The sequence below is a fragment of the Mesorhizobium sp. GW821-FHT07A06 genome, assembly GCF_059419085.1.
In genome coordinates this window covers 329,720-354,476 of the sequence record NZ_JBWKRC010000001.1, presented here as the reverse complement: position 1 = coordinate 354,476, position 24,757 = coordinate 329,720, and the positions used below count along the sequence as shown (strand labels likewise).

General features: G+C 60.7%; 22 protein-coding genes and 1 tRNA gene. 14 read left to right on the top strand and 9 right to left on the bottom strand.

Annotated features, from left to right (window positions below; genetic code table 11):
* Positions 1-47: 47 nt before the first annotated feature.
* Complete coding sequence (locus AC07SZ_RS01670) at positions 48-1,061, bottom strand: zinc-binding alcohol dehydrogenase family protein (protein WP_065004967.1); 1,014 nt, start codon at positions 1,059-1,061, stop codon at positions 48-50.
* 110 nt (positions 1,062-1,171) lie between these two features.
* On the opposite strand from AC07SZ_RS01670, the gene AC07SZ_RS01665 reads away from it, so the two are divergent.
* Positions 1,172-1,537, top strand: coding sequence for a winged helix-turn-helix transcriptional regulator (locus AC07SZ_RS01665; protein ID WP_171883321.1), 366 nt, complete (start codon positions 1,172-1,174; stop codon positions 1,535-1,537).
* A 152-nt stretch (positions 1,538-1,689) separates the two neighbouring features.
* On the opposite strand, the gene AC07SZ_RS01660 is transcribed toward AC07SZ_RS01665, so the two are convergent.
* The 3 genes from AC07SZ_RS01660 to dapA form a co-directional block, all read right to left on the bottom strand.
* Positions 1,690-2,400, bottom strand: a complete 711-nt coding sequence (locus tag AC07SZ_RS01660; RefSeq protein WP_056563461.1) for a glycoside hydrolase family 25 protein — start codon at positions 2,398-2,400, stop codon at positions 1,690-1,692.
* Positions 2,401-2,491: 91 nt separating this feature from the next.
* Positions 2,492-2,971 (bottom strand): SsrA-binding protein SmpB, encoded by a 480-nt coding sequence (gene smpB / locus AC07SZ_RS01655; RefSeq protein ID WP_006202221.1) that lies wholly within the window; start codon positions 2,969-2,971, stop codon positions 2,492-2,494.
* 25 nt (positions 2,972-2,996) lie between these two features.
* Positions 2,997-3,878, bottom strand: a complete 882-nt coding sequence (gene dapA / locus AC07SZ_RS01650; RefSeq protein ID WP_494913081.1) for a 4-hydroxy-tetrahydrodipicolinate synthase — start codon at positions 3,876-3,878, stop codon at positions 2,997-2,999.
* A gap of 244 nt (positions 3,879-4,122) precedes the next feature.
* On the opposite strand from dapA, the gene AC07SZ_RS01645 reads away from it, so the two are divergent.
* Entirely contained in the window at positions 4,123-6,153 is a 2,031-nt protein-coding gene (locus AC07SZ_RS01645; protein ID WP_494913080.1) for a lytic transglycosylase domain-containing protein, read from the top strand.
* 108 nt (positions 6,154-6,261) lie between these two features.
* A complete protein-coding gene (locus AC07SZ_RS01640) occupies positions 6,262-7,152 on the top strand; it encodes an alpha/beta fold hydrolase (protein WP_494913079.1) in 891 nt (296 codons plus the stop codon).
* Between the two features lie 67 nt (positions 7,153-7,219).
* On the opposite strand, the gene AC07SZ_RS01635 is transcribed toward AC07SZ_RS01640, so the two are convergent.
* The gene (locus AC07SZ_RS01635) at positions 7,220-8,296 is read right to left on the bottom strand and encodes a tyrosine-type recombinase/integrase (protein WP_200957745.1); all 1,077 of its coding nucleotides are present in this window, start codon (positions 8,294-8,296) and stop codon (positions 7,220-7,222) included.
* Positions 8,297-8,536: 240 nt separating this feature from the next.
* Positions 8,537-9,709, bottom strand: coding sequence for a porin (locus AC07SZ_RS01630; protein WP_494913078.1), 1,173 nt, complete (start codon positions 9,707-9,709; stop codon positions 8,537-8,539).
* A 451-nt stretch (positions 9,710-10,160) separates the two neighbouring features.
* Between AC07SZ_RS01630 and AC07SZ_RS01625 the strand changes: the two genes are divergently transcribed.
* The 3 genes from AC07SZ_RS01625 (at position 10,161) to AC07SZ_RS01615 (ending at position 11,868) form a co-directional block, all read left to right on the top strand.
* A tRNA-Ser gene (locus tag AC07SZ_RS01625) sits at positions 10,161-10,251 on the top strand.
* 92 nt (positions 10,252-10,343) lie between these two features.
* Positions 10,344-10,619 (top strand): GIY-YIG nuclease family protein, encoded by a 276-nt coding sequence (locus tag AC07SZ_RS01620; protein WP_494913077.1) that lies wholly within the window; start codon positions 10,344-10,346, stop codon positions 10,617-10,619.
* A gap of 73 nt (positions 10,620-10,692) precedes the next feature.
* Entirely contained in the window at positions 10,693-11,868 is a 1,176-nt protein-coding gene (locus AC07SZ_RS01615; protein WP_065004963.1) for a porin, read from the top strand.
* A 417-nt stretch (positions 11,869-12,285) separates the two neighbouring features.
* On the opposite strand, the gene AC07SZ_RS01610 is transcribed toward AC07SZ_RS01615, so the two are convergent.
* Together AC07SZ_RS01610 and AC07SZ_RS01605 are read right to left on the bottom strand one after the other, a co-directional pair.
* Positions 12,286-13,959 carry a tetratricopeptide repeat-containing sulfotransferase family protein gene (locus AC07SZ_RS01610; RefSeq protein WP_494913076.1) on the bottom strand — a complete coding sequence of 558 codons (1,674 nt, stop codon included), beginning with the start codon at positions 13,957-13,959 and terminating at the stop codon, positions 12,286-12,288.
* Positions 13,960-14,135: 176 nt separating this feature from the next.
* Positions 14,136-15,788, bottom strand: a complete 1,653-nt coding sequence (locus AC07SZ_RS01605; protein ID WP_494913075.1) for a tetratricopeptide repeat-containing sulfotransferase family protein — start codon at positions 15,786-15,788, stop codon at positions 14,136-14,138.
* A 120-nt stretch (positions 15,789-15,908) separates the two neighbouring features.
* Here AC07SZ_RS01605 and AC07SZ_RS01600 point away from each other — a divergent pair, with 120 nt between their 5' ends.
* On the top strand, positions 15,909-17,021 hold the full coding sequence (locus AC07SZ_RS01600; RefSeq protein WP_494913074.1) for a pyridoxal phosphate-dependent aminotransferase: 1,113 nt from the start codon (positions 15,909-15,911) through the stop codon (positions 17,019-17,021).
* Positions 17,022-17,140: 119 nt separating this feature from the next.
* On the opposite strand, the gene AC07SZ_RS01595 is transcribed toward AC07SZ_RS01600, so the two are convergent.
* The gene (locus AC07SZ_RS01595; protein WP_056563482.1) at positions 17,141-17,671 is read right to left on the bottom strand and encodes a MarR family winged helix-turn-helix transcriptional regulator; all 531 of its coding nucleotides are present in this window, start codon (positions 17,669-17,671) and stop codon (positions 17,141-17,143) included.
* Between the two features lie 183 nt (positions 17,672-17,854).
* Here AC07SZ_RS01595 and AC07SZ_RS01590 point away from each other — a divergent pair, with 183 nt between their 5' ends.
* The 7 genes from AC07SZ_RS01590 (at position 17,855) to AC07SZ_RS01560 (ending at position 24,750) form a co-directional block, all read left to right on the top strand.
* Entirely contained in the window at positions 17,855-18,139 is a 285-nt protein-coding gene (locus tag AC07SZ_RS01590) for an acylphosphatase (protein WP_056563486.1), read from the top strand.
* A gap of 68 nt (positions 18,140-18,207) precedes the next feature.
* A complete protein-coding gene (locus AC07SZ_RS01585) occupies positions 18,208-18,867 on the top strand; it encodes a TetR/AcrR family transcriptional regulator (RefSeq protein WP_494913073.1) in 660 nt (219 codons plus the stop codon).
* 54 nt (positions 18,868-18,921) lie between these two features.
* Positions 18,922-20,085 carry an isovaleryl-CoA dehydrogenase gene (locus AC07SZ_RS01580; RefSeq protein ID WP_494913072.1) on the top strand — a complete coding sequence of 388 codons (1,164 nt, stop codon included), beginning with the start codon at positions 18,922-18,924 and terminating at the stop codon, positions 20,083-20,085.
* A gap of 1 nt (position 20,086) precedes the next feature.
* Positions 20,087-21,694, top strand: a complete 1,608-nt coding sequence (locus AC07SZ_RS01575; protein WP_056563495.1) for a carboxyl transferase domain-containing protein — start codon at positions 20,087-20,089, stop codon at positions 21,692-21,694.
* A gap of 1 nt (position 21,695) precedes the next feature.
* The gene (locus AC07SZ_RS01570) at positions 21,696-22,226 is read left to right on the top strand and encodes an O-acetyl-ADP-ribose deacetylase (protein WP_494913071.1); all 531 of its coding nucleotides are present in this window, start codon (positions 21,696-21,698) and stop codon (positions 22,224-22,226) included.
* Positions 22,227-22,346: 120 nt separating this feature from the next.
* Positions 22,347-22,718 (top strand): hypothetical protein, encoded by a 372-nt coding sequence (locus AC07SZ_RS01565; protein WP_494913070.1) that lies wholly within the window; start codon positions 22,347-22,349, stop codon positions 22,716-22,718.
* 49 nt (positions 22,719-22,767) lie between these two features.
* Positions 22,768-24,750, top strand: a complete 1,983-nt coding sequence (locus AC07SZ_RS01560) for an acetyl/propionyl/methylcrotonyl-CoA carboxylase subunit alpha (RefSeq protein WP_494913069.1) — start codon at positions 22,768-22,770, stop codon at positions 24,748-24,750.
* The last annotated feature ends 7 nt before the right edge of the window (positions 24,751-24,757 follow it).

Genomic DNA, 24,757 nt, shown 5'->3' with positions numbered 1-24,757 from the left:
ACGCGATTCCAAAGGGGAAAGCGCTACGCGCCTTTCCCGGAATTGCTCTAAAACCCCTCCAGCACGATCTTGCCCTTGGCGGTGCCGGTCTCGATCAGCGCATGGGCGCGCTTCAGATTGGCGGCGTTGATACGGCCGAATGTTTCGCCCAGCGTGGTGCGGATGGTGCCGGCGTCAACAAAGCGTGACAGTTCGTTGAGATGCTCGCCTTGCGCGGCCATGTCCGGCGTCTCGAACAGCGAGCGCGTGAACATCAGCTCCCAATGGACAGAAACGCTCTTGCGCTTGAACGGATTGATATCGAGCGTCTGGGGATCGTCGATCAAGCCGAACCGGCCCTGCGGAGCGATCAATTCGGCAATCTCGGCCAGGTGCCGGTCGGTGTTGGTTGTCGAGAACACAAAGGCTGGTGCGCCGATGCCCAGCGCGGCGACTTCGGCGGCCAGCGGCCTGGAATGATCGACGACATGATGGGCACCAAGCCCGAGCACCCATTCGCGTGTCTCGGGCCTCGATGCGGTGGCGATCACCGTCAGATCGGTCATTTGGCGCGCAAGCTGCACCGCAATCGAGCCGACGCCGCCAGCGCCGCCGATGATGACGATGGCATTCGCGGCGCCCATGACAGGCTTCTTCACGTCAAGACGGTCGAACAGCGCCTCGAAGGCAGTGATGGCCGTCAGCGGCAGCGCGGCAGCCTGCGCATAGTCGAGCGAGCCAGGCTTGCGACCGACAAGGCGCTCATCGACAAGGTGGAATTCGGCATTGGTGCCTTGCGGCGCGAGCGCACCGGAATAGAAGACGTCGTCACCGAGCTTGAACAGGCTGGTGTCCGGACCCGTTGCAGCGACCCGACCGGCGGCATCCCAACCAAGCACCCGCCAGGTTCCTGCTTCGGGCCTGGCACTTCGGCGTATCTTGGTGTCGACCGGATTGACGGAGATCGCCTTCACCTCGACCAGCAGTTGACGGCCTTTCGGCTCCGGCTTGGGCAAGTCGATATCGACGAGGGAGGCCTCATCGGTGATGGGAGCTGGGATCTGATAGCCGACGGCGCGCATTTTTGTCTCCGCGATTGCTGTTGAGCTTTGTCTGGGGCAGAGATGCGGACTATGCGCGCCAAGCGCAAGAATGCACATATAAAGCACATAGTGTCGAAAAGGATACCGTCATGCCGCGCATTCGCCATGAGCGATTCGATTGCAGCCCCGGCTGCGCCGTGGAGGGAACGCTCCGCTACATCGACGGAAAGTGGAAGGGCGTCGTGCTCTACCATCTGTTCGAGGGCACGCTGCGCTTCAACGAGATACGCCGGCGCATTCCCAACTGCACGCAGCGCATGCTGACCAACCAGCTGCGCGAACTGGAAGCCGATGGGCTGATTGCCCGCAAGATCTATCCGGAAGTGCCGCCGAAGGTGGAGTACAGCCTGACCCCGCGCGGCAGAAGCCTGGAGCCGGTCATAACGGCCCTGAAAGTTTGGGGCGATGCGAATGTGACGCTGGCGCCGGAGGTTTCCCAGGCCGCCGCGGCTTGAAGCGGCCGCTGCTCAGCAATGGCAAGACGTGCAACCAAGGTAGTTTGGCGATGCCAGCGGCGCGCCGGATCGTCATTATTTGCAACGGCATAGCCCGGCTTGTGAAGAAACCGATTCGGACCCGCAATCCCGATCGCTTCGGCCGGAAGGCCTCAATGCGCCGATGCAAGCAGCGCCGCCAATTTCTCCGACCCGCCCTGCAAAACGTTCAGGTCGACGTCACCCTGGATGCCATCCACGCGTCCCCTGTTGTGATACTGCCAATAGATCCAGTCGTGGCGGTCCGGTTCCATCAGCAGTGAGCGAAGCCACAGCGGGCGCGCGGCGATCTGCCCGGCATAGGCGGCCTCGGCCTCATCGGTCAGATAGACGATCGCCGTCTTGCCGAACGCCGTCTCGACAGGTCCGAGGAAAGCCTGGAGCTCGGCATTCAATTGTTCGGGCGATGGACGCTGCGGACAGTTGCCGCCGAACTCGATATCGACGACCGGAGGCAGCAAGGGCTGATCCCGCGGCACGACCGAGATGAAATTCTTCGCCTGGTCGGCGCCGGGCCGGCAGAAGGTGAAGAAATGATAGGCGCCGACGGCGAGCCCCGCCGCGCGAGCCTCACGCAGATTGGTGGCAAAGGCACGATCGACGTGATCGCCACCCTCGGTCGCCTTGATGATGGCGAAGGCGACATCGTCGGCTGCAACGCGCCGCCAGTCGATTTCGCCCTGATGGTGGGAAACGTCGATGCCTCTGACCGGATATTTTACACGGTCCGGGGAGTATGTGTGGAAGTAGACGAAGCCACCGGCGGCGACGAGCGCTGCAAAGACCAGGCTGACCGACCCCCAGAGGATTATCCGGTTCTTCAAGACGACCCTCTTCCGGGTATTTTCTAGCTCCGTGTGTTCGAAACTTGAAAGCCAAACGGCTGGCTTTTCCAGGGCTACCGCCCGGTGTCTCTCACCCACGCTCCTTCAAGAGCCGGCCCTTCTCGCGCGACCAGTCGCGCTGCTTTTCGGTTTCACGCTTGTCGTGCAGTTTCTTGCCACGGCCAACGGCGAGCAGCAGCTTGGCGCGGCCCTGGTCGTTGAAATAGATCTTTAGCGGCACCAGGGTCATCCCCTCGCGGTCGACGCTCTGCGACAGCTTGGCCATCTCGCGCTTGTTGAGCAGGAGTTTGCGGCGCCTCCGGGGCTCGTGATTGAAGCGATTGGCCTGCAGATATTCCGGCAGATAGGAATTGATCAGCCAGATCTCGCCGCCTTCGACCGAAGCGTAGCTGTCCTGGATGTTGGCCTGGCCCTGGCGCAGCGACTTGACCTCGGTGCCGGTCAGCACCAAGCCGGCCTCGATCGTGTCGAGCACCTCATAGGAAAACCGCGCCTTGCGGTTCTCCGCAACGGTCTTGTTGTTGGGATCGGCTTTTCTGACTTGATTCATGATGTGGAGAGGTGGCGCCTCATCCTCAATTAATCAAGCCGGCGTGCTTCATGGCCGCATCGATCTTTGCCGCGGTCGACTCCTCGATCGTGACCAGCGGCGAACGCAGCACGTTCTCGACCTTGCCGAGCTTCGACAGCGCGTATTTGGCGCCGGACACGCCGGGTTCGAGAAAGATCGCCTTGTGCAGCGGCAAGAGGCGATCCTGCAACTCAAGCGCTTTTGCACTGTCGCCGGACAGCGTCGCTTCCTGGAATTCGGCGCACAGCCGCGGCGCGACATTCGACGTCACCGAGATGCAGCCGACACCGCCATGGGCGTTGAAGCCGAGCGCCGAAGCATCCTCGCCGGACAGCTGGATGAAATCCTTGCCGCAGGTCATGCGCTGCTCGGACACACGCTCAACCTTGCCGGTCGCATCCTTGACGCCGACGATGTTCTTGAAGTCGTGCGCCAGCCGGCCCATCGTCTCCGGCATCATGTCGATCACCGAGCGCGGCGGTATGTTGTAGATGATGATCGGCAGCTTCGTCGCCCTGGCGACGGCGGCGAAGTGCTCGTAGAGGCCGCGCTGTGTCGGCCTGTTGTAATAGGGCGTGACGACCAAGGCGGCGTCGGCACCGGCTTTCTCGGCATATTGCACGAGCCCGACTGCTTCCGCGGTGTTGTTGGAACCGGCGCCGGCGACGACCGGAGCGCGGCCCCTGGCCACCTCGATGCAGACCTTGACGACATGGCGATGCTCATCATGCGACAGGGTCGGCGACTCGCCGGTCGTGCCGACGGGAACCAGGCCTGTCGTGCCTTCCGCGAGTTGCCATTCGACAAATGCGCGAAAGGCTTTCTCGTCGAAACGCCCGCTCTTTTCGAACGGTGTCACGAGCGCAGTAAGCGAGCCTCTCAGCATGTCGTCCAACTCCTTGGGACTTCTTGGGTTTTATCAGTCGGTTTGTCGTGCGCCTTCTAGCCGAAAGCGAAGCCGCGCACCATAGTCTCGACATGGTTGCGCGGCAAGCATTGCCATGGTGCCAGCAAGCGCAATTCGAACGGCCTCGATAACTCTTTGTTTACGGGCCCTTCACGACCTAAGTTTAGGCTTCGAGGCTTCTTCGCCTTCTGGTAAAATGCTGGATTAGGAAAGACACGAGATCATGCCGGCCAGTCGGCCCCACCTCTTCGCGCTGCTTGGCGCCATCGCCGCGCTGATGCCCGGTGTGGCGATCAGCGGCAGCGTGGATGTGCAGGTCACCTCGGCAATCCCGATGCCCAGCCCGCAGGACGGGGCGCAGCAGGCGCCCTCACCCGGCGTCGCCATGTTGAAGAGCGGATTGGACGCACTGGCGGCCGGCGATATTCCAGGCGCCCGCGCTGTGCGCGACGCGCTTCCGGCTCAATCGCTCGACCTGCATATTCTGGCTTGGGCGATCGCCCTTTACGGCGGCGACAAGGTTCCGAGCGGCGATATCGCCGCGGCCGCGAGGATGCTGCCCAACTGGCCGGGCACCGTCGCCTTGCGCAAGAACAGCGAGCGCGCGCTCTATCGGGAGAACCCCGCCCCCGGGATCGTCATTGCGGCATTCAATGGCAGCCAGCCGCAAACGTTCGAAGGCGTCATGGTTCTCGCTCGCGCCTATGTGGCGGGGGGCAACGCCAAGGCGGCACGCTCGGTGCTGTCGCCGTTCTGGCGCACCGCGATTCTGGAAGCCAAGGACGAGACGGCGTTGATCAAGGAGTTCGGCGGTCTGATCCCCGCCGCCGACCACCGTTTTCGCATGGATCGTATGTTCTATGCCGATCGGGTGAACTCCGCCCTGCGGGTTGCCGGCCTGGCCGGCGCCCAGCAGTTCGCCGATGCCTGGGCCGCGGCCGACAGAGGTGACAAGAACGCGCTGAAACTGCTGAAGGCAGTGCCGGCATCGCAGCGGTCGGCCGGCTATTTCTTCGCGCAGGCCGAATATCTTCGCAAGCAGGAAGATTTTGCCGGTGCCGCCGCCGTTGTGATGAAGGCGCCGACGGACCGCGAGGCTTTGGTCGATCCGGACGCCTGGTGGGTCGAACGCCGGGTGCTGTCGCGCGAACTGGTCGACCAGGGCGACATGAAGACGGCTTATCGGATCGTCGCCACGCATGCCGCCGAAAGCGCGGCCAATGCGGCCGAGGCCGAGTTCCACGCCGGCTGGTATGCGCTGCGCGGCCTCAACGACCCCAAGCTTGCCGCCACGCATTTTTCGCGCATCGCCGAACTGGCGCAGGGGCCGATGACATTGTCGCGCGCCTATTACTGGCTCGGTCGTGCGGCGGAAGTCGGCGGGCCGGGCAATGCCAAGGACTATTTTGGGCGTGCGGCTGCCTATGGCACGACCTTTTACGGCCAGCTTGCCGCCGAACGCGTCGGCCGCCAGGCACTCAATATCGTCTATCCCCAGCCGAGCGCTGCCGACCGGCAGAACTTTGCCGACCGCGAGGCCGTCAGCGCCATCAAACGCCTGCAGGAGGCAGGCTACGACCGCTATGCCGAAACGCTTTATCGCGACCTTGCCGGGCAATTGACCAGCCCGGGCGAATTGGCGCTGCTCGCGGTCCTCGCCGAGAAGCAGGGCAACCATTTCATGGCGCTGAAAGTCGGCAAGATCGCCGGCGCGCGCGGCATCGATGTCGGCGCGCTGTCGCATCCGCTCGGCGTTATCCCTGATTCGGCCAATATTTCCGGTTCGGGCAAGGCGCTGGCCTATGCGATCGCCCGCCAGGAAAGCGAATTCAACATCGGCGCCGTATCAAGTGCCGGCGCGCGTGGGCTGCTGCAGCTGATGCCGGGGACGGCCAAGCAATTGGCGAAGAAGGCCGGGTTGCAGTTTTCGCAGGCCCGGCTGACCACCGACGCCGGCTACAATGCGACGCTCGGTTCAGCCTTCCTTGGCGAACAGCTCGACCGCTTCAACGGCTCCTATGTGCTCACCTTCGCCGGCTACAATGCCGGCCCCAACCGGGCCAGCCAGTGGGTGGCGAAATACGGCGACCCGCGTGGCAAGGACATCGATGCGGTGGTGGACTGGATCGAGCGGATTCCCTACACGGAAACAAGAAGTTACGTACAGCGCGTGATGGAGAATTACGAAGTCTACAAGATGCGTATTTCCGGCAAATACGACATCGTCGGAGATCTGGTGAACGGACGCAGTTGAGGCTTCCCCTCTTCCCGTGAGAAAGAAGGCAATGAGCGTCTTTCATTTGACCAGCGCTGCCCTCGCCTGTAGCTGTCTTTGGTCTATCCAGCCAGGGCAGCATTTTAAATGTCGAGCGACAAAGGCTTCACCGACTTCTTTTATGCGGCGCCGGACGGGTTGAAGCTTCACGCCCGCGTCTACGGCAAGGCCAGTACCAGCGACTGGCCGGTAGTCTGCCTGCCCGGCCTGACCCGCAATGCTCGCGACTTTCATGATCTTGCGCTCTATCTGTCGCAGCGCGCCGGCACTGCACGCCAGGTCGTGGCTTTCGATTATCGAGGGCGAGCGATGTCGGCCTACGATCCCGACATCGCCCACTATAATGTCGGTGTCGAAGCCGGCGATGTCCTGGCCGGGCTCGCGGCACTTGGCATTGACCACGCAGCTTTCATCGGCACTTCGCGCGGCGGCCTGATCATCCATGTGCTCGGGGCATTGAAGCCGGCGGTGCTGAAAGCCATTGTGCTCAATGACATCGGACCTGTGATCGAAGCCGGAGGCTTTGCCAACATCCGATCCTATCTTGAGCGCTCGCCGAAGCCGAAGACATTTGATGAAGCCGTGGACGCGCAGCGGCGCACGCATGGCGGCGACTTTCCGGCCCTTACCCATGCGGACTGGGCTCGGATGGTGGGTGCGCTCTACCGCAACACGGATGGCGGACTGGTGCCCGATTTCGATCCGGCGTTGATCGACACTCTGGCCGGAATCGATTTCAGCAAGCCGTTGCCGGATCTGTGGCCGCAATTCGATGCGCTGGTCGCCGTGCCACTGCTTGCCATCCGCGGCGGCAATTCCAAACTGCTCTCCACCGCAACGCTCGAGGACATGCGAAAACGCCATCCCGGCATGGAGACGATCACCGTCGAGGGTCAGGGGCACGCACCATTCCTCGAAACCAGCAGTCTGCCTGGCGATATAGCGGCCTTTCTTGATCGGGCTGAACGCCAAGACTGAATAAAGTAACCCCAAGACCAGATCTGGCCCTGGGGTCACAGCAACAGTATAGCCGCGCCTGTTGGAATTATTTGGCCTTTGAGCTTTTCCGCAAGGCTTTTGCCGGCTTCGCCGCACCCGCCTCGCTCGTTTTGCCCGGCTTAGGCGCCGAAGGCGCTGTCAGCGGGGAAGAGAAGGCCGAGCTTTCACTACCGCGCGACGCATCCTCGCTTCGCGGCGTTTCCAGCACGACGACACAGCCGTCGAGATCGTTGGTGGCCAGATGCGCGTAGCGCATGGTCATCGAAAGAGTCTGGTGGCCAAGCCACATCTGCACGCGCCTGATGTCGATGCCGCCCTGGACAAGGCGCGAGGCGCAGGTGTGACGCAAGATGTGCGGCACGACCTGGTCGTCGGCGCCAAGACCGACTTCGGCCTTCGCGTCATTCCAGATGGCACGGAACTGTGCCTGGCTGAGCTTGGTGAACGGGCCCTTGGGCCGGCGCCCTTCGGCCGGAGGCAGCTTGATGACTTCCTTGACACGCTCGGTCATCGGAATGGTGCGGCTGCGGCCGGATTTGGTGATCCAGAAACTGACGCGATGTTCCTGAATGTCGTTCCAGATCAGCCCGAGCGCTTCGCCGAGACGGCATCCGGTGTCGACCAGGAAGACGGAAAGCCTGTAGGCATCCTCACTGCGGCTTCTGATCGCGGCGAACAGCCTTGCCTCTTCGTCCCTCTCAAGGAACCGAATCCGTCCCGCCCGCTCTTTCTGACGGCGGAACTCGGGCAGGCTGTGGATATCTCCCATCTTGTAGGCCTTGCGCAGCAGTTTGCTGAGAGCAGCCATCTTTCGATTGATGGTTGCGTTGCTGTTGCCGCGCTGGCGCAAGGTGCCGATAAGGTTATCAAGGGTACTCTGGTCAAAGGCGCTGAAACGCTCCCCAAGGAGAATTTCATCTATTTCGCCGATGAATGAGCTGACATTGTATTTATGCCGCCCGTCATCCCACAGTATGTCCCGATAGGCTGAAAAAAGCTCTCCGACTCGGTACGACTTTACTTCTCTTATCTTGTTATAGGTGTACTTGATCTTCGAATTCTGAGAAGAAAACATCGAAAACGGATCTGAGGGGCTAGCCTCCTGGATCGCTTCGTTGGTCATAATCCGTCGCACCCCCGAGTGGATAGATCAGCCCTATCCGCTTGGAAGCGTCCTTTCAAGAGTTTTAATCACGCGGTTGTGATCTCATCCGCCCATCGGCGAATCCCACGAAATCACTCTGCGGATTTGTTCAGCTACCGATTCCCCCTCTTCCTTCGTTTGCGTTGACCCAGTCACGAAACAAAAACAGCCCGGGCGTTTGTGCGCCCGGGCTGGATTTCACCTGTAAGGAACCAGCCCTTAGAAGGAGCGCTGGAAGCGGATGATGCCGCCGAGGTTGCTCTTCTTTTCGGCGTGAGCCCAAACCGATCCGTTGTCGATAGAGCCCTGACCGACGCGCTGGTAGTCAACTTCTGCCGTAACGTTGAAGCCGGGGACGATGTCATAGGAGATGTTCGCGGCAACGCCGAGATTCTTCCAGTCGTCATACGAAACCTGAGCGTTGAACGAGGTCTTCTCGTTGAACTTGTAGGTGCCACCGCCCCACACTGCCCAGTTGCCACCCCAGATCTTGTACATGCCGCGACCGAAAGCAGGGACGGCGTTGTTGGCATTGTCGTTGAGGTTGTTGTCGCTGCCATAGCCGCCCATTACCCAAAGCGACAGTTCGTTGGAAACGTTCACATCCAAGCGTACCTTGCCGGCAACTTCTTCGTAGTTGCTGTCATAAGCGACGACGCCCGTGATGGCACCCCAGCCCTGCGTCCACTTCACGCCACCGACGACATGCGGGACATAGCTGTCGATCGTACCGACGTTGCCATAACCTTCTTCGAGTGAGACCACGGCCGAGAAGCCGTTGCCGGCGTCGAAGTAATACTGCACGACATTGGTATCGAAGCCGCCGTAGGGAACGATGGTGTCCTGGATGACGTTGCCGGCATAGCCGATGAACGTATCGAAAGCCGATTCGTCCTTACCGACGCGGAGACCACCAAGCTGGATCCAGGCGAAGTTCAGCGAGATGCCCGAGTTGGTAGCACCGGCATTGTACGATTCGGTGTACGGATTGTAGCTTGCGCGACCGCTGTTGCGGGTGTTGCCGAAGTTGAAGCGGGTCTCGGTGTAGGTCTTCAACGTGCCGAGTTCGGTTTCCTGGCCGGTCCAGGTCTTCAGCGTGAAGCGCGCGTTCTTCTTCCAGGTGCCCTGGTCCTTGCCGTTCTGCACGTCGGTAGCACGAGCACCGTCGAACGTGCCGATATCGCCGGCGCCGATGTCGTAACGGACATAGCCGCCGATGCGCAGGCAGGTCTCGGTGCCCGGGATGTAGAAGTAGCCAGCGCCGTAGACGTCGCAGATCTTGACGTATTCAGCGGGTTCCGGCTCGGCGACGACGACGGCGTCGGCGGCGCGCGCACCGGAAACTGCGATCAGGGCCGCAGCGGAGCCGAGAAGAAGGCTCTTGATGTTCATTTTCTGACCTCCAGTCAAAAGTTAAAAAACGGGTCTGGGTATTCTTTGCTGAAGGACAGCGTTCCCTGCCCCATCCCCACTACCGAAAAAGATGCGCACCGCGCCGCTTCCTCGAAACCGACATTACCCATGAGCCGGCGGCGTTCAACAACGATCGTACAAGCGAAAGGACTGTTCGGCTGCTATCCCCCGGCGTTGTTGCACAAATGACACGATTTGGCCTCACTCAGAAACCTCTTGTTAACCATCAGGCCTGCCGTATCAGCTCATTTCGCGCTGAATCCGGCAATCGGCCGACGGAATCATGGCAGGGCCGCGAGTCACCAGCCAGGGAGTTGCCGCAAAACGGCCGTACCAGGTAAACCCGCCGTTCCGGCCCGCTGTTATTTTTCCATATAATGGCGCGGGCTTGTTGATTGTGCCGGCGCTTTTCTTTATCCACCGGCGCAACGGAGAGGTGGCCGAGTGGTCGAAGGCGCTCCCCTGCTAAGGGAGTAGAGGTCAAAAGCTTCTCGTGGGTTCGAATCCCATCCTCTCCGCCACCCTACGCCCTTTGGGCTTCGGGTGGCAGGCCACCCCAGCGCGCGAAGGGCGTAGGGTGTCGCCCGAAGCTACGGAGTAGCGTAGGGGGACTATGTGGTACGTTTATTTCCCGCAGCTCCATGACGGTGACGTCTATGTCGGGTCGACAAACGACCTTCGACGCCGGTTCGAATCACATCAATCAGGCTATGTGGCATCGACCAAGGCTCATCTGCCTGTCGCCTTGAAGACGTATATTGCGGTCGAAACCGAGGCCAGTGCACGGCAGTTGGAGCGGTATTTCAAGACCGGATCGGGCAAGGCTTTTGCTAGAAGCGATTCTGGCGAACCGAGCGCCGCTGACGACCAAAGAATGCTATCTGTCTGATATAAAACGAAAAACAGCCATTGAATCTGTTTTTCTCTGACCTCCGCCTTCGATTCTGACTGGAGGTCAGAAAATGAACATTAAGAGCCTTCTCCTCGGCTCCGCTGCGGCCCTGATCGCAGTTTCCGGTGCGCGCGCCGCCGACGCCGTCGTCGTCGCCGAGCCGGAACCCGCTGAATACGTCAAGATCTGCGACGTCTACGGCGCTGGCTACTTCTACATCCCGGGCACCGAGACCTGCCTGCGCATCGGCGGCTACATCCGTTATGATGCCTCCGGCGGCGATATCGGTTCGTTTGATGGTGCTCGCACAAGCGATGTCACGAGCGGCAAGGACCAGGGCACCTGGCTGAAGAATGAGCGCTTCACGCTTAAGACCTGGACCGGCCAGGAAACCGAACTCGGCACCTTGAAGACCTACACCGAAATGCGCATGAATTTCGGCAACCATAACGCTGATGCTGGCTATGACGGATTTGGAGTCAACGCTGCCGGCAACAAGGCCTTCGATCTGCACTTCGCATGGGCCCAGCTCGGCGGTCTGCGCGTCGGTCTCGACGAATCGGCCTTCGACACGTTCGTCGGTTATGCCGGCAACGTCATCCAGGATACGCTGGTTCCTTACGGCGGGTTCCAGACCAATGAGATCCAGTACTACTTCGATGCCGGCAACGGTTTCTCGGCAGTCGTCTCGCTGGAAGAAGGTTCGGGTGGTTCCGTTGCTTCCGCTACCAACTACAATGGTTATGGCGTGGGCACGATCGACAGCTATGTTCCGCATGTTGTCGGCGGCGTGAAGTACACGCAGGGCTGGGGCGACATCGTCGGCGTCGTTGCTTATGACAGCAACTACGAAAATGTGTCCGGCAAGGTTCGCCTCGATGTGAACGTGACCAATGAACTGTCCTTGTTCGGAATGGTCGGTTACGGCAGCGACGGCAAACTTGGCGATGTTGGACTCGCTCGCTCCTTCTACAAGCCTTGGGGCGGTCACTGGGCTTTCTGGGCTGGCGGTACTTACAAGTTCACCGACAAGGCGTCCTTCAACGCGCAGGTATCGGGCGATCAGTTCAAGAACTACGGTGTCGCGGCGAACATTGCCTACACGCTCGTTCCGGGCTTCACGGTCACCGGCGAAGTTGATTACCTCCACGACGGCAGGTTCGGTGATTTGGACAACTCCAACTGGACTGGAGCTACCAAGAAGAACAGCGTCGGCGGCCTCATCCGCTTCCAGCGCGACTTCTAAGACCAGATATTTCTAGGAAAGGAGAACCCGGCGGGCAATCGCCGGGTTTTTCGTTTGACATGCAAATCTTGCGCGAGCTTGCCGCCAAGCCGTGGCGACTTATCGCCCTTCCGCGAACAGCTGGCGGCCCTATCTGATTGTCTTGAAGCAGTTCCGACCGGAAATGTCAGGAATCGCGAACTTACCACACCGCACCGCGCAGATTCGGACTCAAGCCAGCCGCGGCGCTCGACTGGAGCACGATCTTTCAGGACATAGATACCGATTTAGGTCAGGCGATGCTGATACCTCTTTGCTGAAATCGGCTTGATACGATTACGGCACCCAAAAAAATCATGCACAGCAGAACCAACGACGCGCCTTCAACGCGTTGCCTCCTGGCGCATTGCCATGCCCTCAAAGCGGCCTTACTGAAGATCAGATGTCAGCCAAATCACCCAAGGCTTCGATCAAGGGGGCGATCTCGCCCTCGTAATTCTTCCAGCGCTTCACGGAAGATTTGTAGATCGGCTGGCGAACCTGCCAGCGGCTGGGCGTGGTGACCGCCCCTTCCCTATCGAAGTAGCGCAGGCATGCGTCATCCCAGGGAAGGCCGAGATAATCGATGAGCCGGCGCGACTGCGCCTCTTGATCCTCTACAAGCGTCTCGTAGCGATTTTCAAAGATCCGACCGGGGAAAACCTCGTTCCAGTGACGCATCAAGCGGTCATATTCCCGGTAATAGAGGCCGAGTGCCCGCAGGTCTGAATTGTAACTATGTGCCGAGCTGAAAGGCAGGACAAAGCATGAAACGCAATTGTCGATCGCATCGCGGCGGCAGTGAATGATGCGGGCATTGGGAAAGAGCAGGGTGAGGAGGCCGATCAACTCGAAATTGTGCGGCATTTTATCGATGATTCGCTGCGCGGTCGGAGCGCGCTCCCGCAGATAGGAAAGATGCTCTTCGGCCAACGTTCTGGACAAGCCTTCGGTGACCGTCATGATCGGCTTGTTGAAATCAGAAGCCGAGGGGTTCAGACCGATCGCGTTCGCTACCCGCCTCAGTTTGCTAAGCTCTCCGGCGCCATGAACATCGGGATGACTGGCGCATATTTGTTCGGTCAGTGTCGTCCCGGAGCGCGGCATCCCGACCACGAACACAGGTGCTTCGGAAGGGTTCCCGTAACTGGACCTTGCGGCAAACAGATCCGGCGTGAAGGTTTCAATGGTCAGATCCACGAAACGACGATACTGATCGATGTCGAACTTGTAGCCGGCGGCCTGTTTCGCCTTGTTGAAATGGTCGAACGCCTCGGCGTAGCGCTTGAGGTCGTTCAGCACCTTGCCGGCCGCGTAATGCAGATTCTGCACGGCCTCCGATTTAAGTCGCGGACCGTCTAGTTCGCGAAGGATCGATTGAAGTTCCGCAGGCTCTTCGATAAACTTTCGGCTCTGCACGAGGTCGTAATAAGCCGCCGCAACGTCAATGCGGTGTTCGATCGCCTGTCTGAGATAGACGCCGGCCTCCTCCATGCGCCCAAGGCCGGTGAGCGAGGCTGCCATTCCGATCCGCGCCTTGGGGTGGTCGCGGTTGATTTTCATCGCCTTCTCATAAAGCGGCAAGGCCAGGTCGGGTTTGTCGAACTGGGTATAAACGCGACCGAGGGCACACAGGGCCTCTACAAGATCGGGCTGCACTTCCAAGGCGTACCGGATGTGTTTGATCGCGGCTGAAAATTCGCTCAGCTTGCCATAGGCCTCACCGAGGCTAAGATGATAAAAGGGGTTTCTAGGCTCCTCGCCGACAGCGCGTGCGAAATAACGCAGAGCCGCCTCGTCGTCATAGCCGAGATAAACCGTGCCCAAGATATAGAGCGCCAGCGGATGGTTTGGCGTGCGCGCCAAAACCTGCAGGCACAGGTCCTGAGCCTCATCAAGCCGCTTGGCCTGTTGATGGTCATAGGCTTGCTTCAGCAACAAATCGTCAGCCTGTGCGCGTGCAAACGAATTTGTTTTCGGCGGATTTGCCAGAGGTGGCCGTGGCAATCCAGGTTTCGGAGCGGCGGCGGCTTTGAGATGTTTGGACCACGCAGGCGGAAGACGATTATTCATCATTCCTAACTAGCAAAAAAAGCCAATCGAATCCAGAACGTCTGACCATATCGACGGCTTACAGCAGACAGCCCATGCGTTGGCCGCAAGGCCTTTTTTTGCTCGAGCAGGGGTGTTGATCACAACAGACGCGGCACTCTTTGCCGCAGCATCCAATTCCGAGCCGCAAGCTGTTGTTAGATGTCCGCAAGGTCGCCCAGCGCTTCAATCAGCGGCTGAATCTCCGTCTCATAATTTTTCCAACGCTTGACGGAAGATTTGTAGATCGGCTGACGAACCTGCCAGCGGCTGGGCGTATTGACCGAACTGTCCCTGTCGAAAAAGCGCAAGCAGGCGTCATCCCAAGGCAGCCCAAGATAATCTATCAGACGGCGGGACTGCGCTTCCTGATCCTCGACCAGTGTCTCGTAACTGTTTTCGAAGATCAGGCCCGGAAAAACCTTGTTCCAATGCTGCATCAGCCGATCATACTCGCGGTAGTACAGGCCAAGCATTCTCAGGTCGGTGTTGTAGGCGTGTCCCTCGCCGAATCTCAAGACAAAGCAAGAGACGCAATTGTCGATCGCATCACGACGGCAATGAATGATGCGCGCGTTGGGGAAGAGAAGGCCGATCAAACCGATCAGTTCAAAATTATGCGGCATCTTATCCACGATCCGACGGGCGGCAGGTGCCCGCTCGCTCAGATAAGCCAAGTGCTCTTCAGCCAATGTTCCGGACAGGTTTTTTGTGATCGACGCGATCGCCTGGTTCAAATCCCTGGCCGACGACTTTCTAAGTCCGATCGCATTGGCGACCCGCCTGAGCTTCATAAGTTCGCCAGCGCCATGGACATCGGGATGACTTGCGCAAATCTGCTCCGTAAGCGTCGTTCCCGAGCGAGGCATGCCGACCACGAACACAGGAACTTCGGATGGATTTCCAAAACCAGTCCTGGCAGCCAGCATCTCAGGCGTGAAAGTCTCGATCAGCGCATCAACCCAGCGACGATAAAGATCGATATCGAAGTTACGGCCGGAGACCTGTTTCGACTTGTTGAAATGCTCGAACGCATCTTTGTAGCGCTTGAGGTCGTTCAGCACCTTACCGGCCGCCAGATGGAGCTTTTCCGCTCCGTCCGGGTCGAGCTTGGGATTTCCGAGTTCACCGAGGATGGATTTGAGCTCTTTGGGCTCTTCCGTGAACTTTTGCGTCTGGACAAGTTCGTTGTAGGCTGTCGGCACAGCGATGCGACGTTCGATTGACTGATGGAGGTAACCAGCGGCTTCCTCCATCCGTCCCACACTGGTAAGCGCACTAGCCAGTCCGATCCTAACCTTGGGATGATCCGGGTTGATTTTCAGAGCCTTCTCATACAGCGGCAAAGCCATCTCGGGCTTGTCAAACTCAACATAAGCATCCGCCAATGCACAAAGCGCCTCGATAAGGTTTGGCTGCAACTCCAAGGCATGCTGCATATGCTTTATTGCTGGCGAATACTCGCTTACCTTCACATAGGCCGAGGCCAGACCAAGATGGTAATAGGGGTTCTTGGGTTCCGCATCGACCGCTCGCGCGAAATATCGCAAAGCCGCCTCATCCTCATAGCCCAGGCAAATGGTCCCCAGAATATACAGAGCGAGGGGGTGATTTGGTGTACGCGACAGAACTCGCAGGCACAGGTCCTGAGCTTCGTTGAGGCGCTTGGCCTGCTGGAAGGCGTAAGCCTGTTGCAGCAGCGCTTCGTCAGCCTGCCGACGTGAAAGCGAATTTGCCGTCGGCAGATTTGGTTTCGGCGTGGGGCCAGGTTTGATGTGTTTGGACCATGCGGGCGGCAGACGATTGTTCATGGTGCCTCGCTAGCAAAAAGAGGCGAAGGAATCCAGCGTTGCGGCCGAGGCCGCGGGGTGCTTGCGCCAGCCATCCGGTCACGCTAGCAAGAAGTCTCCCTGTCCATGCGAGCTTCCGTCATGCGTCTGCGCCCTCCCCTAACGCCGCTCATCGCCGCGCTTCCGTCCACCGTGCCGTTCGTCGGCCCGGAAGCACAGGAGCGTGAGCGCGGGCGCGCCTTCCGAGCCCGCATCGGCGCCAACGAGAGCAGTTTTGGTCCTTCGCCGCGCGTCATCGCCCGCATGGAGAGTGTCGCGCGCGACCAATGGATGTATTGCGATCCCGACAATTTCGACCTGAAGGTCGCGGCTGCCGCGCATCACCACGTGGCGGTCGGGAACGTCGTCGTCGGCGAAGGCATAGACGGCCTGCTCAGCCTTGTGGCACGCATGTATGTGGCGCCAGGCGACGCGGTGGTCACCTCGCTCGGTGCTTATCCGACCTTCAACTTTCATGTTGCCGGCGTCGGCGGGCGGCTGATCACGGTTGCCTATGAAAACGACAAGGAAAGCCTGGAGGGTTTGCTCGCGGCGGCCATCAGGGAAAAGGCGCCACTGGTCTACCTGTCCAACCCAGACAATCCGATGGGCAGTTGGTGGGAGGCGCACGAGATCATCCGTTTCATCGAGGCGTTGCCTGAAACCACCATGCTGGTGCTCGACGAGGCCTATGGCGAACTGGGGCCAGCCTCGGCCCTGCCACCGATCGATATCTCGCGGCCAAACGTTGTCCGCATGCGAACGTTTTCGAAGGCTTACGGGCTTGCCGGTATACGCTGCGGCTATGCGGTGGCGGAGGCGCAGGTAATCCGCGACTTCGAAAAAATCCGCAATCACTACGGCGTCAGCCGCATGGCGCAGATCGCCGGCGTCGAGGCGCTCGCCGACCAGGCCTATCTAGAGACCGTGGTTGCGCGCGTGGCCGCCGGCCGCCGCCGCATCGCTGATATCGCCGAGCAGAACGGATTGAAGCCTTTGGCCTCGGCGACCAATTTCGTCACCATCGACTGCGGCCATGATGGCGCCTTCGCGCTGAAAGTGCTGCAGGGGCTGTTGTCGCGCGATGTATTCATCCGCAAGCCGATGGCGCCAGGGCTCGACCGCTGCATTCGCGTCAGCGTCGGCCTCGATCACGAACTGGATATTTTCGCCGAGGAATTGCCCGGCGCGCTGGCCGCGGCGCGAGGGAACTAGAGCATTTCACCGTTTCGCGGAAACGGCGAACCGCTCTGACTCTTTGTTTTGACGCAATTCCCAAGGGCAAGCGCTACGCGCTTGTCCCGAGAACCGCTCACACTTTTCCTGGAATTGCGCTAGGCGATTTCGCCGCGCCCGGAATCCGTCGCGCCACCGAGCAGCCTCCTGACGCGTGCCAGCACGTCCGACAACTCGGCGGCCTCCTCGTCGCCCAGCCCCTCGGTCAAGCGGATAAGGTCGCGATCCGCGGCCGACTGAAGTGCTGCAAGCGCGTCGCGGCCGTGTGCGGTGAGCGAGAGGACGCGCCGAGGCAGGGTGTCGGGATCGGCGCGCGTTTCGATCAAGCCGGCGGCGGAGAGTTTTCGAAGAATTCTCGTAACATAGGCAGGATCCAGCTCTAGATCCCGAGCTATTTCGGATGCCGCTGGTGCGAAATCGAGTTGAAACGCCCGCGCCAGGAAGCCTGCCTTGCCGCCAGGGTAGGTGGCAATAACCCTGGTCCGATGCCCCAGCTCGAACAGTACTCGCGCCTCGGCCAGCGTATGGGCACTGTGGGTCAAGGTTTCGTCGAGCAACCCGATCAGGCCGGTATAGAAACGGTTGAAGCGCCTGAGGTCGCTGACCAAGGCATTCCGATCGGTTGGCATGTCTGGCGCCCCAGAAGATTTCCTCATCGCCGGATCATCGCAAAAAAGTTGACCAAGTCAATTATTTATTGGAGGAAGTCATCTATCTTCCGGACGAACACGCCCGACAATTCAAGAGACTCCTCCCTCAAGCCAGTTGCCTTCGGTCGATCCTGCGCCAGATTCCATGCAAGGGAGCGAGCCATGAAAGACCGGAAAAGGGCGGTGCGGGCGCGTGTCCACGGCAAGGTGCAAGGCGTCGGCTACAGGATCTGGACGCGAGGCGAAGCGACAGGGCTTGGCCTGATGGGCTGGGTGCGCAACGAAAGAGATGGATCGGTAACGGCATGGCTGACCGGCACGGATGCGGCGGTTTCGACCATGATCGAGTTGCTTTGGCAAGGCCCGCCGGGTGCCGCGGTCCACCAGATCGACATAGAGGAACTCAAGAGTTGGATTGCGCCTGGAGACTTCAGGGTTGTCGCATAGGCGGGCCTCGATAGCTCTCTTGAATTAATTGAACGTTCGTTTTATTATAGCTGCCTAAAGAGGCGATCATGGCACGCACCACAGGATCCGATGGCGAGCGAACGGAGGCGGCGGTCCGCGAGGCGGCGGTCAACCTGATTGCACGCTATGGCTACGAGGCGATGTCCATGCGCCAACTGGCCGCCGAAGTAGGTGTGCAGGCGGCCGCGCTCTACCGCTATTTCCCGACCAAGGAAGATCTCCTGTTCACGCTGATGCGCGAGCACATGGAAGGGCTTCGCGAAGCCTGGGAAAACGCCCGGCCAGCCGGCGCCGAGCCGGCGGAGCAGCTCGCGGCCTATGTCCGCAACCACATCGCTTTTCATATCGAGCGCCGGCACGCCACGCATGTGTCGAACATGGAATTGCGCAGTCTGTCGCCCGACAGGCTGACACAGATCCTGCGCATGCGCACGGCCTACGAAAAGGAACTGCGCGCCATCCTGCGTGATGGCGCCGAAGCCGGCGTGTTCAGCATCGAGGACACCGGCCTGACAGCCATGGCTCTGATCCAGATGATGACCGGCGTCATTGTCTGGTTCCGGCCCGGCGAGCGGCTTTCGGTCCCTGAAGTAACGGCGACATATCTTTCAATGACAATGCGTCTCGTCGGCGCGAAGATCGCAGACAGCGCCGCGCGTCCATCGGACGCGCAAAGGACGCTGTCCCACTTTGATTTTCGCGCATGATCCCTTCCGAAAATCGAAGTCGATTTTCGGGGTCATGCGCCACGGAGGAAAAACATGTACACGAACACGCTCGGCTTCGGGCATGACGAGGATATCGAGGCGCTGCGCGACATGGTGCGGCGCTTCGCCCAGGACCGGATAGCGCCGATCGCCGGCGACATCGACCGCGACAACGAATTTCCGGCGCATCTGTGGCGCGAACTCGGCACGCTCGGCCTACTCGGCATCACCGCCGATCCCGATTTCGGTGGCAGCGGCATGGGTTACCTTGCCCATGTCATTGCCGTCGAGGAGATCTCACGTGCCTCCGCGTCGGTCGGCCTCTCCTACGGCGCTCATTCCAATCTCTGCGTCAACCAGATCAACCGCTGGGCAACGCCGGCGCAGAAGGAGAAATTCCTGCCGCCGCTGTGCTCGGGCGAGCGTGTCGGCGCGCTGGCGATGTCGGAATCCGGCGCCGGCTCCGACGTTGTCTCGCTCAAGTTGCGCGCCGAAAAGCGCAATGACCGCTATGTGCTTAACGGCACCAAGATGTGGATCACCAACGGCCCGGATGCCGAAACGCTGGTCGTCTATGCCAAGACCGATCCGGAGCGGAAATCGCGCGGCATCACCGCTTTCATCGTAGAGAAGGCGATGACAGGGTTTTCCGTGGCGCAAAAACTCGACAAGCTCGGCATGCGCGGCTCCAACACCGGCGAACTGGTGTTCGAGGATGTCGAGGTGCCATTCGACAATGTGCTGCATGAGGAAGGGCGCGGCGTCGAGGTGCTGATGTCGGGGCTCGATTATGAGCGCACCGTGCTTGCCGGTGGCCCGATCGGCCTGATGGCCGCCTGCCTCGACGTGGCGATCCCCTACGTGCACGAACGCAAGCAGTTCGGCCAGGCGATCGGCGAGTTCCAGCTTGTGCAAGGCAAGCTTGCCGACATGTACACGGTGATGAATGCCGCGCGCGCCTATGTCTATGCCGTCGCCGCCGCCTGCGACCGCGGCCAGACCACCCGCAAGGACGCCGCCGGCTGCGTTTTGTTCGCGGCCGAAAAGGCGACGCAGATGGCGCTCGACGCGCTGCAGCTGCTTGGCGGCAATGGCTATATCAACGACTATCCGACCGGCCGGCTGCTGCGCGACGCCAAGCTCTACGAGATCGGCGCCGGCACCAGCGAAATCCGGCGCTGGCTGATCGGCCGCGAGATCATGGCGGAGGGGGTCTAACATGGCCGTCCTCCAGACCCAGATCTCCCCTTCCTCCGACACCTTTCGTGCCAATGCCGAACGCATGCGCGGACTGGTCTCCGACATCGCCCAAAAAGCCGCCATCGTCGAGCGCGGCGGTTCGGAGGAGGCGCGCGAGCGCCACATCTCGCGCGGCAAGCTGTTGCCGCGCGAACGCCTCGCGCAATTGCTCGACACCGGCTCGCCTTTCCTCGAGATCGGCCAGTTCGCGGCGTGGTCGATGTATGGCGAGGAAATCTCCTCGGCCGGCATGATCGCCGGCATCGGCCGCGTCGAAGGCACCGAGGTGATGGTCGTCGTCAACGATGCCACGGTGAAGGGCGGCACCTATTATCCGCTGACGGTGAAGAAGCATCTGCGCGCGCAGGAGATCGCGCTGCAGAACAATCTGCCCTGCATCTACCTGGTCGACAGCGGCGGCGCCAATCTGCCCAACCAGGACGAAGTGTTTCCGGACCGCGAACATTTCGGCCGCATCTTCTACAATCAGGCCAATATGTCCGCGGCCGGCATCCCGCAGATCGCCTGCGTCATGGGTTCCTGTACGGCCGGCGGCGCCTATGTGCCGGCGATGTCGGATGAGACGATCATGGTGCGCAACCAGGCGACCATTTTCCTCGGCGGTCCGCCGCTGGTGAAGGCGGCCACCGGCGAGGATGTCAGTGCCGAGGATCTCGGCGGCGCGGACGTGCATACCAGGCTTTCCGGCGTCGCCGATCACTACGCTATGGATGACGAACATGCCCTCGCCATCTGCCGTCGCATCGTCAAAAACCTGAATCGGAACAAGACTGTAAGCCTGAACTTACAGAAGTCGATTCCGCCACTTCATTCGGCGGATGAACTCTATGGCGTCGTCCCGACCGATCTGCGTCAGCCCTATGATGTGCGTGAGGTGATCGCGCGTATCGTCGACGGCTCCGAATTCGACGAGTTCAAGCAGAACTACGGCACGACGCTGATCACCGGTTTTGCTCATCTCCACGGCATGCCGGTCGGCATCATCGCCAACAATGGTGTCTTGTTCTCCGAAAGCGCGCTGAAGGGCGCGCACTTCATCGAACTGTGCTGCCAGCGCAAGATCCCGCTTGTCTTCCTTCAGAACATCACCGGCTTCATGGTCGGCCGGAAATACGAAGCAGGCGGCATCGCCAAGGACGGCGCCAAGCTGGTGATGGCGGTTGCCACCGCCAGGGTTCCGAAGGTGACCGTCATCATCGGCGGCTCGTTCGGCGCCGGCAATTACGGCATGTGCGGCCGCGCCTACTCGCCGCGCTTCCTGTGGATGTGGCCGAATGCCCGCATCTCGGTGATGGGCGGCGAGCAGGCGGCGACCGTTCTTGCCATGGTCAAGCGCGAGGGCATCGAGCGCAAAGGGGGCGAATGGAGCGCCGAGGAGGAAGCAAAATTCAAGAAGCCGATCCTGATGAAATACGAGCACGAGGGCCATCCGCTCTACTCGTCCGCTCGTCTTTGGGACGATGGCATCATCGATCCGGCAAAGACGCGCGAGGTGCTGGCGCTCAGCCTTTCGGCGGCGCTCAACGCCGAAATCGAGGACACGCGCTTCGGCGTGTTCAGGATGTGAAATGAGCAAGGCGCCGGACAGGATCCGCATCCACGTCGGCGACATCACGAAGCTGGATGTCGACGTCATCGTCAATGCCGCCAATTCGTCGCTGCTCGGCGGCGGCGGTGTCGATGGCGCCATCCATCGCGCGGCGGGCCGCGAGCTTGAGTCCGAATGCCGGATGCTGAACGGGTGCAAGGTCGGCGACGCCAAGATCACCAAGGGTTACAAACTGCCGGCTCGATATGTCATCCACACGGTCGGGCCAGTCTGGCAAGGCGGCGGCAGAGGCGAAGCCGAGTTGCTGGCCTCCTGCTACCGCAAGTCGCTGGAACTCGCGGCCGCCAATGATTGCCGCACCGTGGCATTCCCGGCGATTTCGACCGGTGTCTACCGCTACCCGAGAGATGAGGCGACCGACATCGCTGTCGGGACGATCGGCACGTTCATCGACGAAAAAAACATGCCCGCGACTGTCATCTTCTGCTGCTTCGATGAACAAACGGCGCAACTATACCAGCGCGCCGTTGCTGCACTTCGGGAGGCCTGATCTGTATGGACCAATCGATTCATCAGCATAGGCAAACTCGAATCCCCGACAACGTACTGGCGGCGAGGCAAGATGTTCGCTACTGCTTGTTCTGCGTAATGCAATGGGGACAGGGCGAAGATGATGCTGAAATATCACCGGGGTACGGTTGCCTCTATACTTGCAAGTCTACTAATATTCACAACGACTGCCGCCAACCCGGCCGGATCGCTGGCAGGCAGCAGGGGCGACGTGCGTTACCCGATAAACATTCCCGTCGGGACCACCGGAGGCTGCGGCAAGATCTATGGAGCGTATCTCGCAGCCGCGGGCCATTCGGCCTTCGCGGCGACGCCAATCGTTCCGGCGAGCGAGTACTTCATTTGTGGCGTGAAGCTAAATGCACCGTCACAGAAGGCGGCCGAGGAACTGGCACTGAAATCCTGTCAGGCCAGCAAGAGCAAATACAAGGTGACCGTCGCCGGCGCCTGCAGTCTCGCCGCTTCGAAATAGGCCGGCGCCTGCCAGAATGGCGCCGCCCGCCACTAACCCGGGAGGCTCCATGTTTAGCAAGATCCTGATCGCCAATCGGGGCGAGATCGCATGCCGTGTGATCCGCACCGCCCGCAAGCTCGGCGTGCACTCCGTCGCCGTCTATTCGGACGCCGACGCGAAATCCCTGCATGTCGAGATGGCCGACGAGGCTGTTCATATCGGCCCCTCGCCTGTCGGCGAGAGCTATCTGCGCGGCGACAGGATTGTCGCGGCGGCTCTTTCGACCGGGGCGCAGGCCATCCATCCCGGTTACGGCTTCCTCTCGGAAAATCCCGATTTCGTCGACCAGGTGGTGGCGGCGGGGCTCACCTTCATCGGCCCGTCGGCGGCCTCGATCCGCGCCATGGGACTGAAGGACGCCGCCAAGCGGCTGATGGAGAAAGCCGGCGTTCCCGTCGTTCCGGGGTATCACGGCGAGGCGCAGGAGATCGTGCTGCTTGCGTCCAAGGCGCGCGAGATCGGTTATCCCGTGCTGATCAAGGCGCGTGCCGGCGGCGGCGGCAAGGGCATGCGGCGGGTCGAGCATCCCGATGATTTTTCCGAGGCGCTGTCAAGCGCCCGGCGTGAAGCAAAGGCTGCTTTTGGCGACGACCGCGTACTGGTCGAGAAATATGTCGACAAACCCCGGCATATCGAAGTGCAGGTCTTCGGCGACAATTTCGGCAATGCCGTGCACCTCTATGAACGCGACTGTTCGGCACAACGCCGCCACCAGAAGGTGATAGAGGAAGCACCCGCCCCCGGCATGACGCCGGCTTTGCGCAAGGCGATGACAGAGGCGGCAGTGAAGGCCGCGAAGGCGATCAACTATTCCGGCGCCGGCACCATCGAATTCATCGTCGATGCCTCGCAGGGCCTCAAGGCCGACCGCTTCTGGTTCATGGAAATGAACACCCGCCTGCAGGTCGAGCATCCCGTCACCGAAATGGTCACCGGCACCGATCTGGTCGAGTGGCAGTTGCGGGTCGCCAGCGGCGAAAAGCTGCCTAGGTCGCAGAGCGAGATCGCGCTTGCCGGCCATGCCTTCGAGGCGCGCATCTATGCGGAAGACGCGGCAAAGGGGTTCCTGCCGGCTACGGGTACGCTGCATCATCTGAAATTTCCCGAAACAGCGCCCGACGCGGCCACGATGCGCATCGAGACCGGTGTGCGGGCCGGCGATGCCATCTCACCCTACTACGACCCGATGATCGCGAAGCTGGTCGTCCATGCAAAGGACAGGCAAGCCGCGCTGGAAGCACTCGGCACAGCGCTGTCGCAGACCGAAATCGCCGGCTCCACCGTCAACACCGCCTTTCTTGCCGCTCTCGCCGCCGATCCGGATTTTTGCGCTGGCGATGTCGACACCGGCCTGATCGGCAGACATCAATCGGCACTGACCGAGGTTGCGCCGCCGACCGGCGAAATCATCTCGGCAGCAGCCCTTGCCGCGTCCGGCGCAGGACTATTGCGGCCATCGAACGATCCATGGTCGTCGCTTTCCGGCTATGCGCATTTCCACGGCGTGGCGCGGCGCACGCGGCTGAAGTTCGGTGAGGACGATATTCTGGCAAAGCTTTCCGTGCGGCCGGACGGGCGTTTCCAGGTGGCGCTCGGCGCGCCCTATGACAGCGCCAATTCGCATGATTTTCGCGTCGCCCCACGCCTCGCCCGCTGGCCAGGCCACATCACTGTTTTCGAAGGCGCCATCGGCTACACTTTCGCGGTGCCGGATCCCTTGGCCAGAAGCGATGACGCGGCCGCCGCCTCGGGCAGCTTGCGCGCGCCGATGCCGGGTCTGGTCAAGCTGGTGCGCGCGGCAAAGGGCGATACGGTGATCAAGGGACAAGCTCTCCTGATTCTCGAGGCGATGAAGATGGAGCACACCATCGCGGCCCCGCATGACGGAGTGGTCGCCGAAATCGCCACGGAAGGTGCGCAGGTCACCGACGGGACGGTGCTGGTGCGGTTCGTCGAGGAGCAGACCGCCTCGACCGCTGCCGCAGGCTGATAGACGG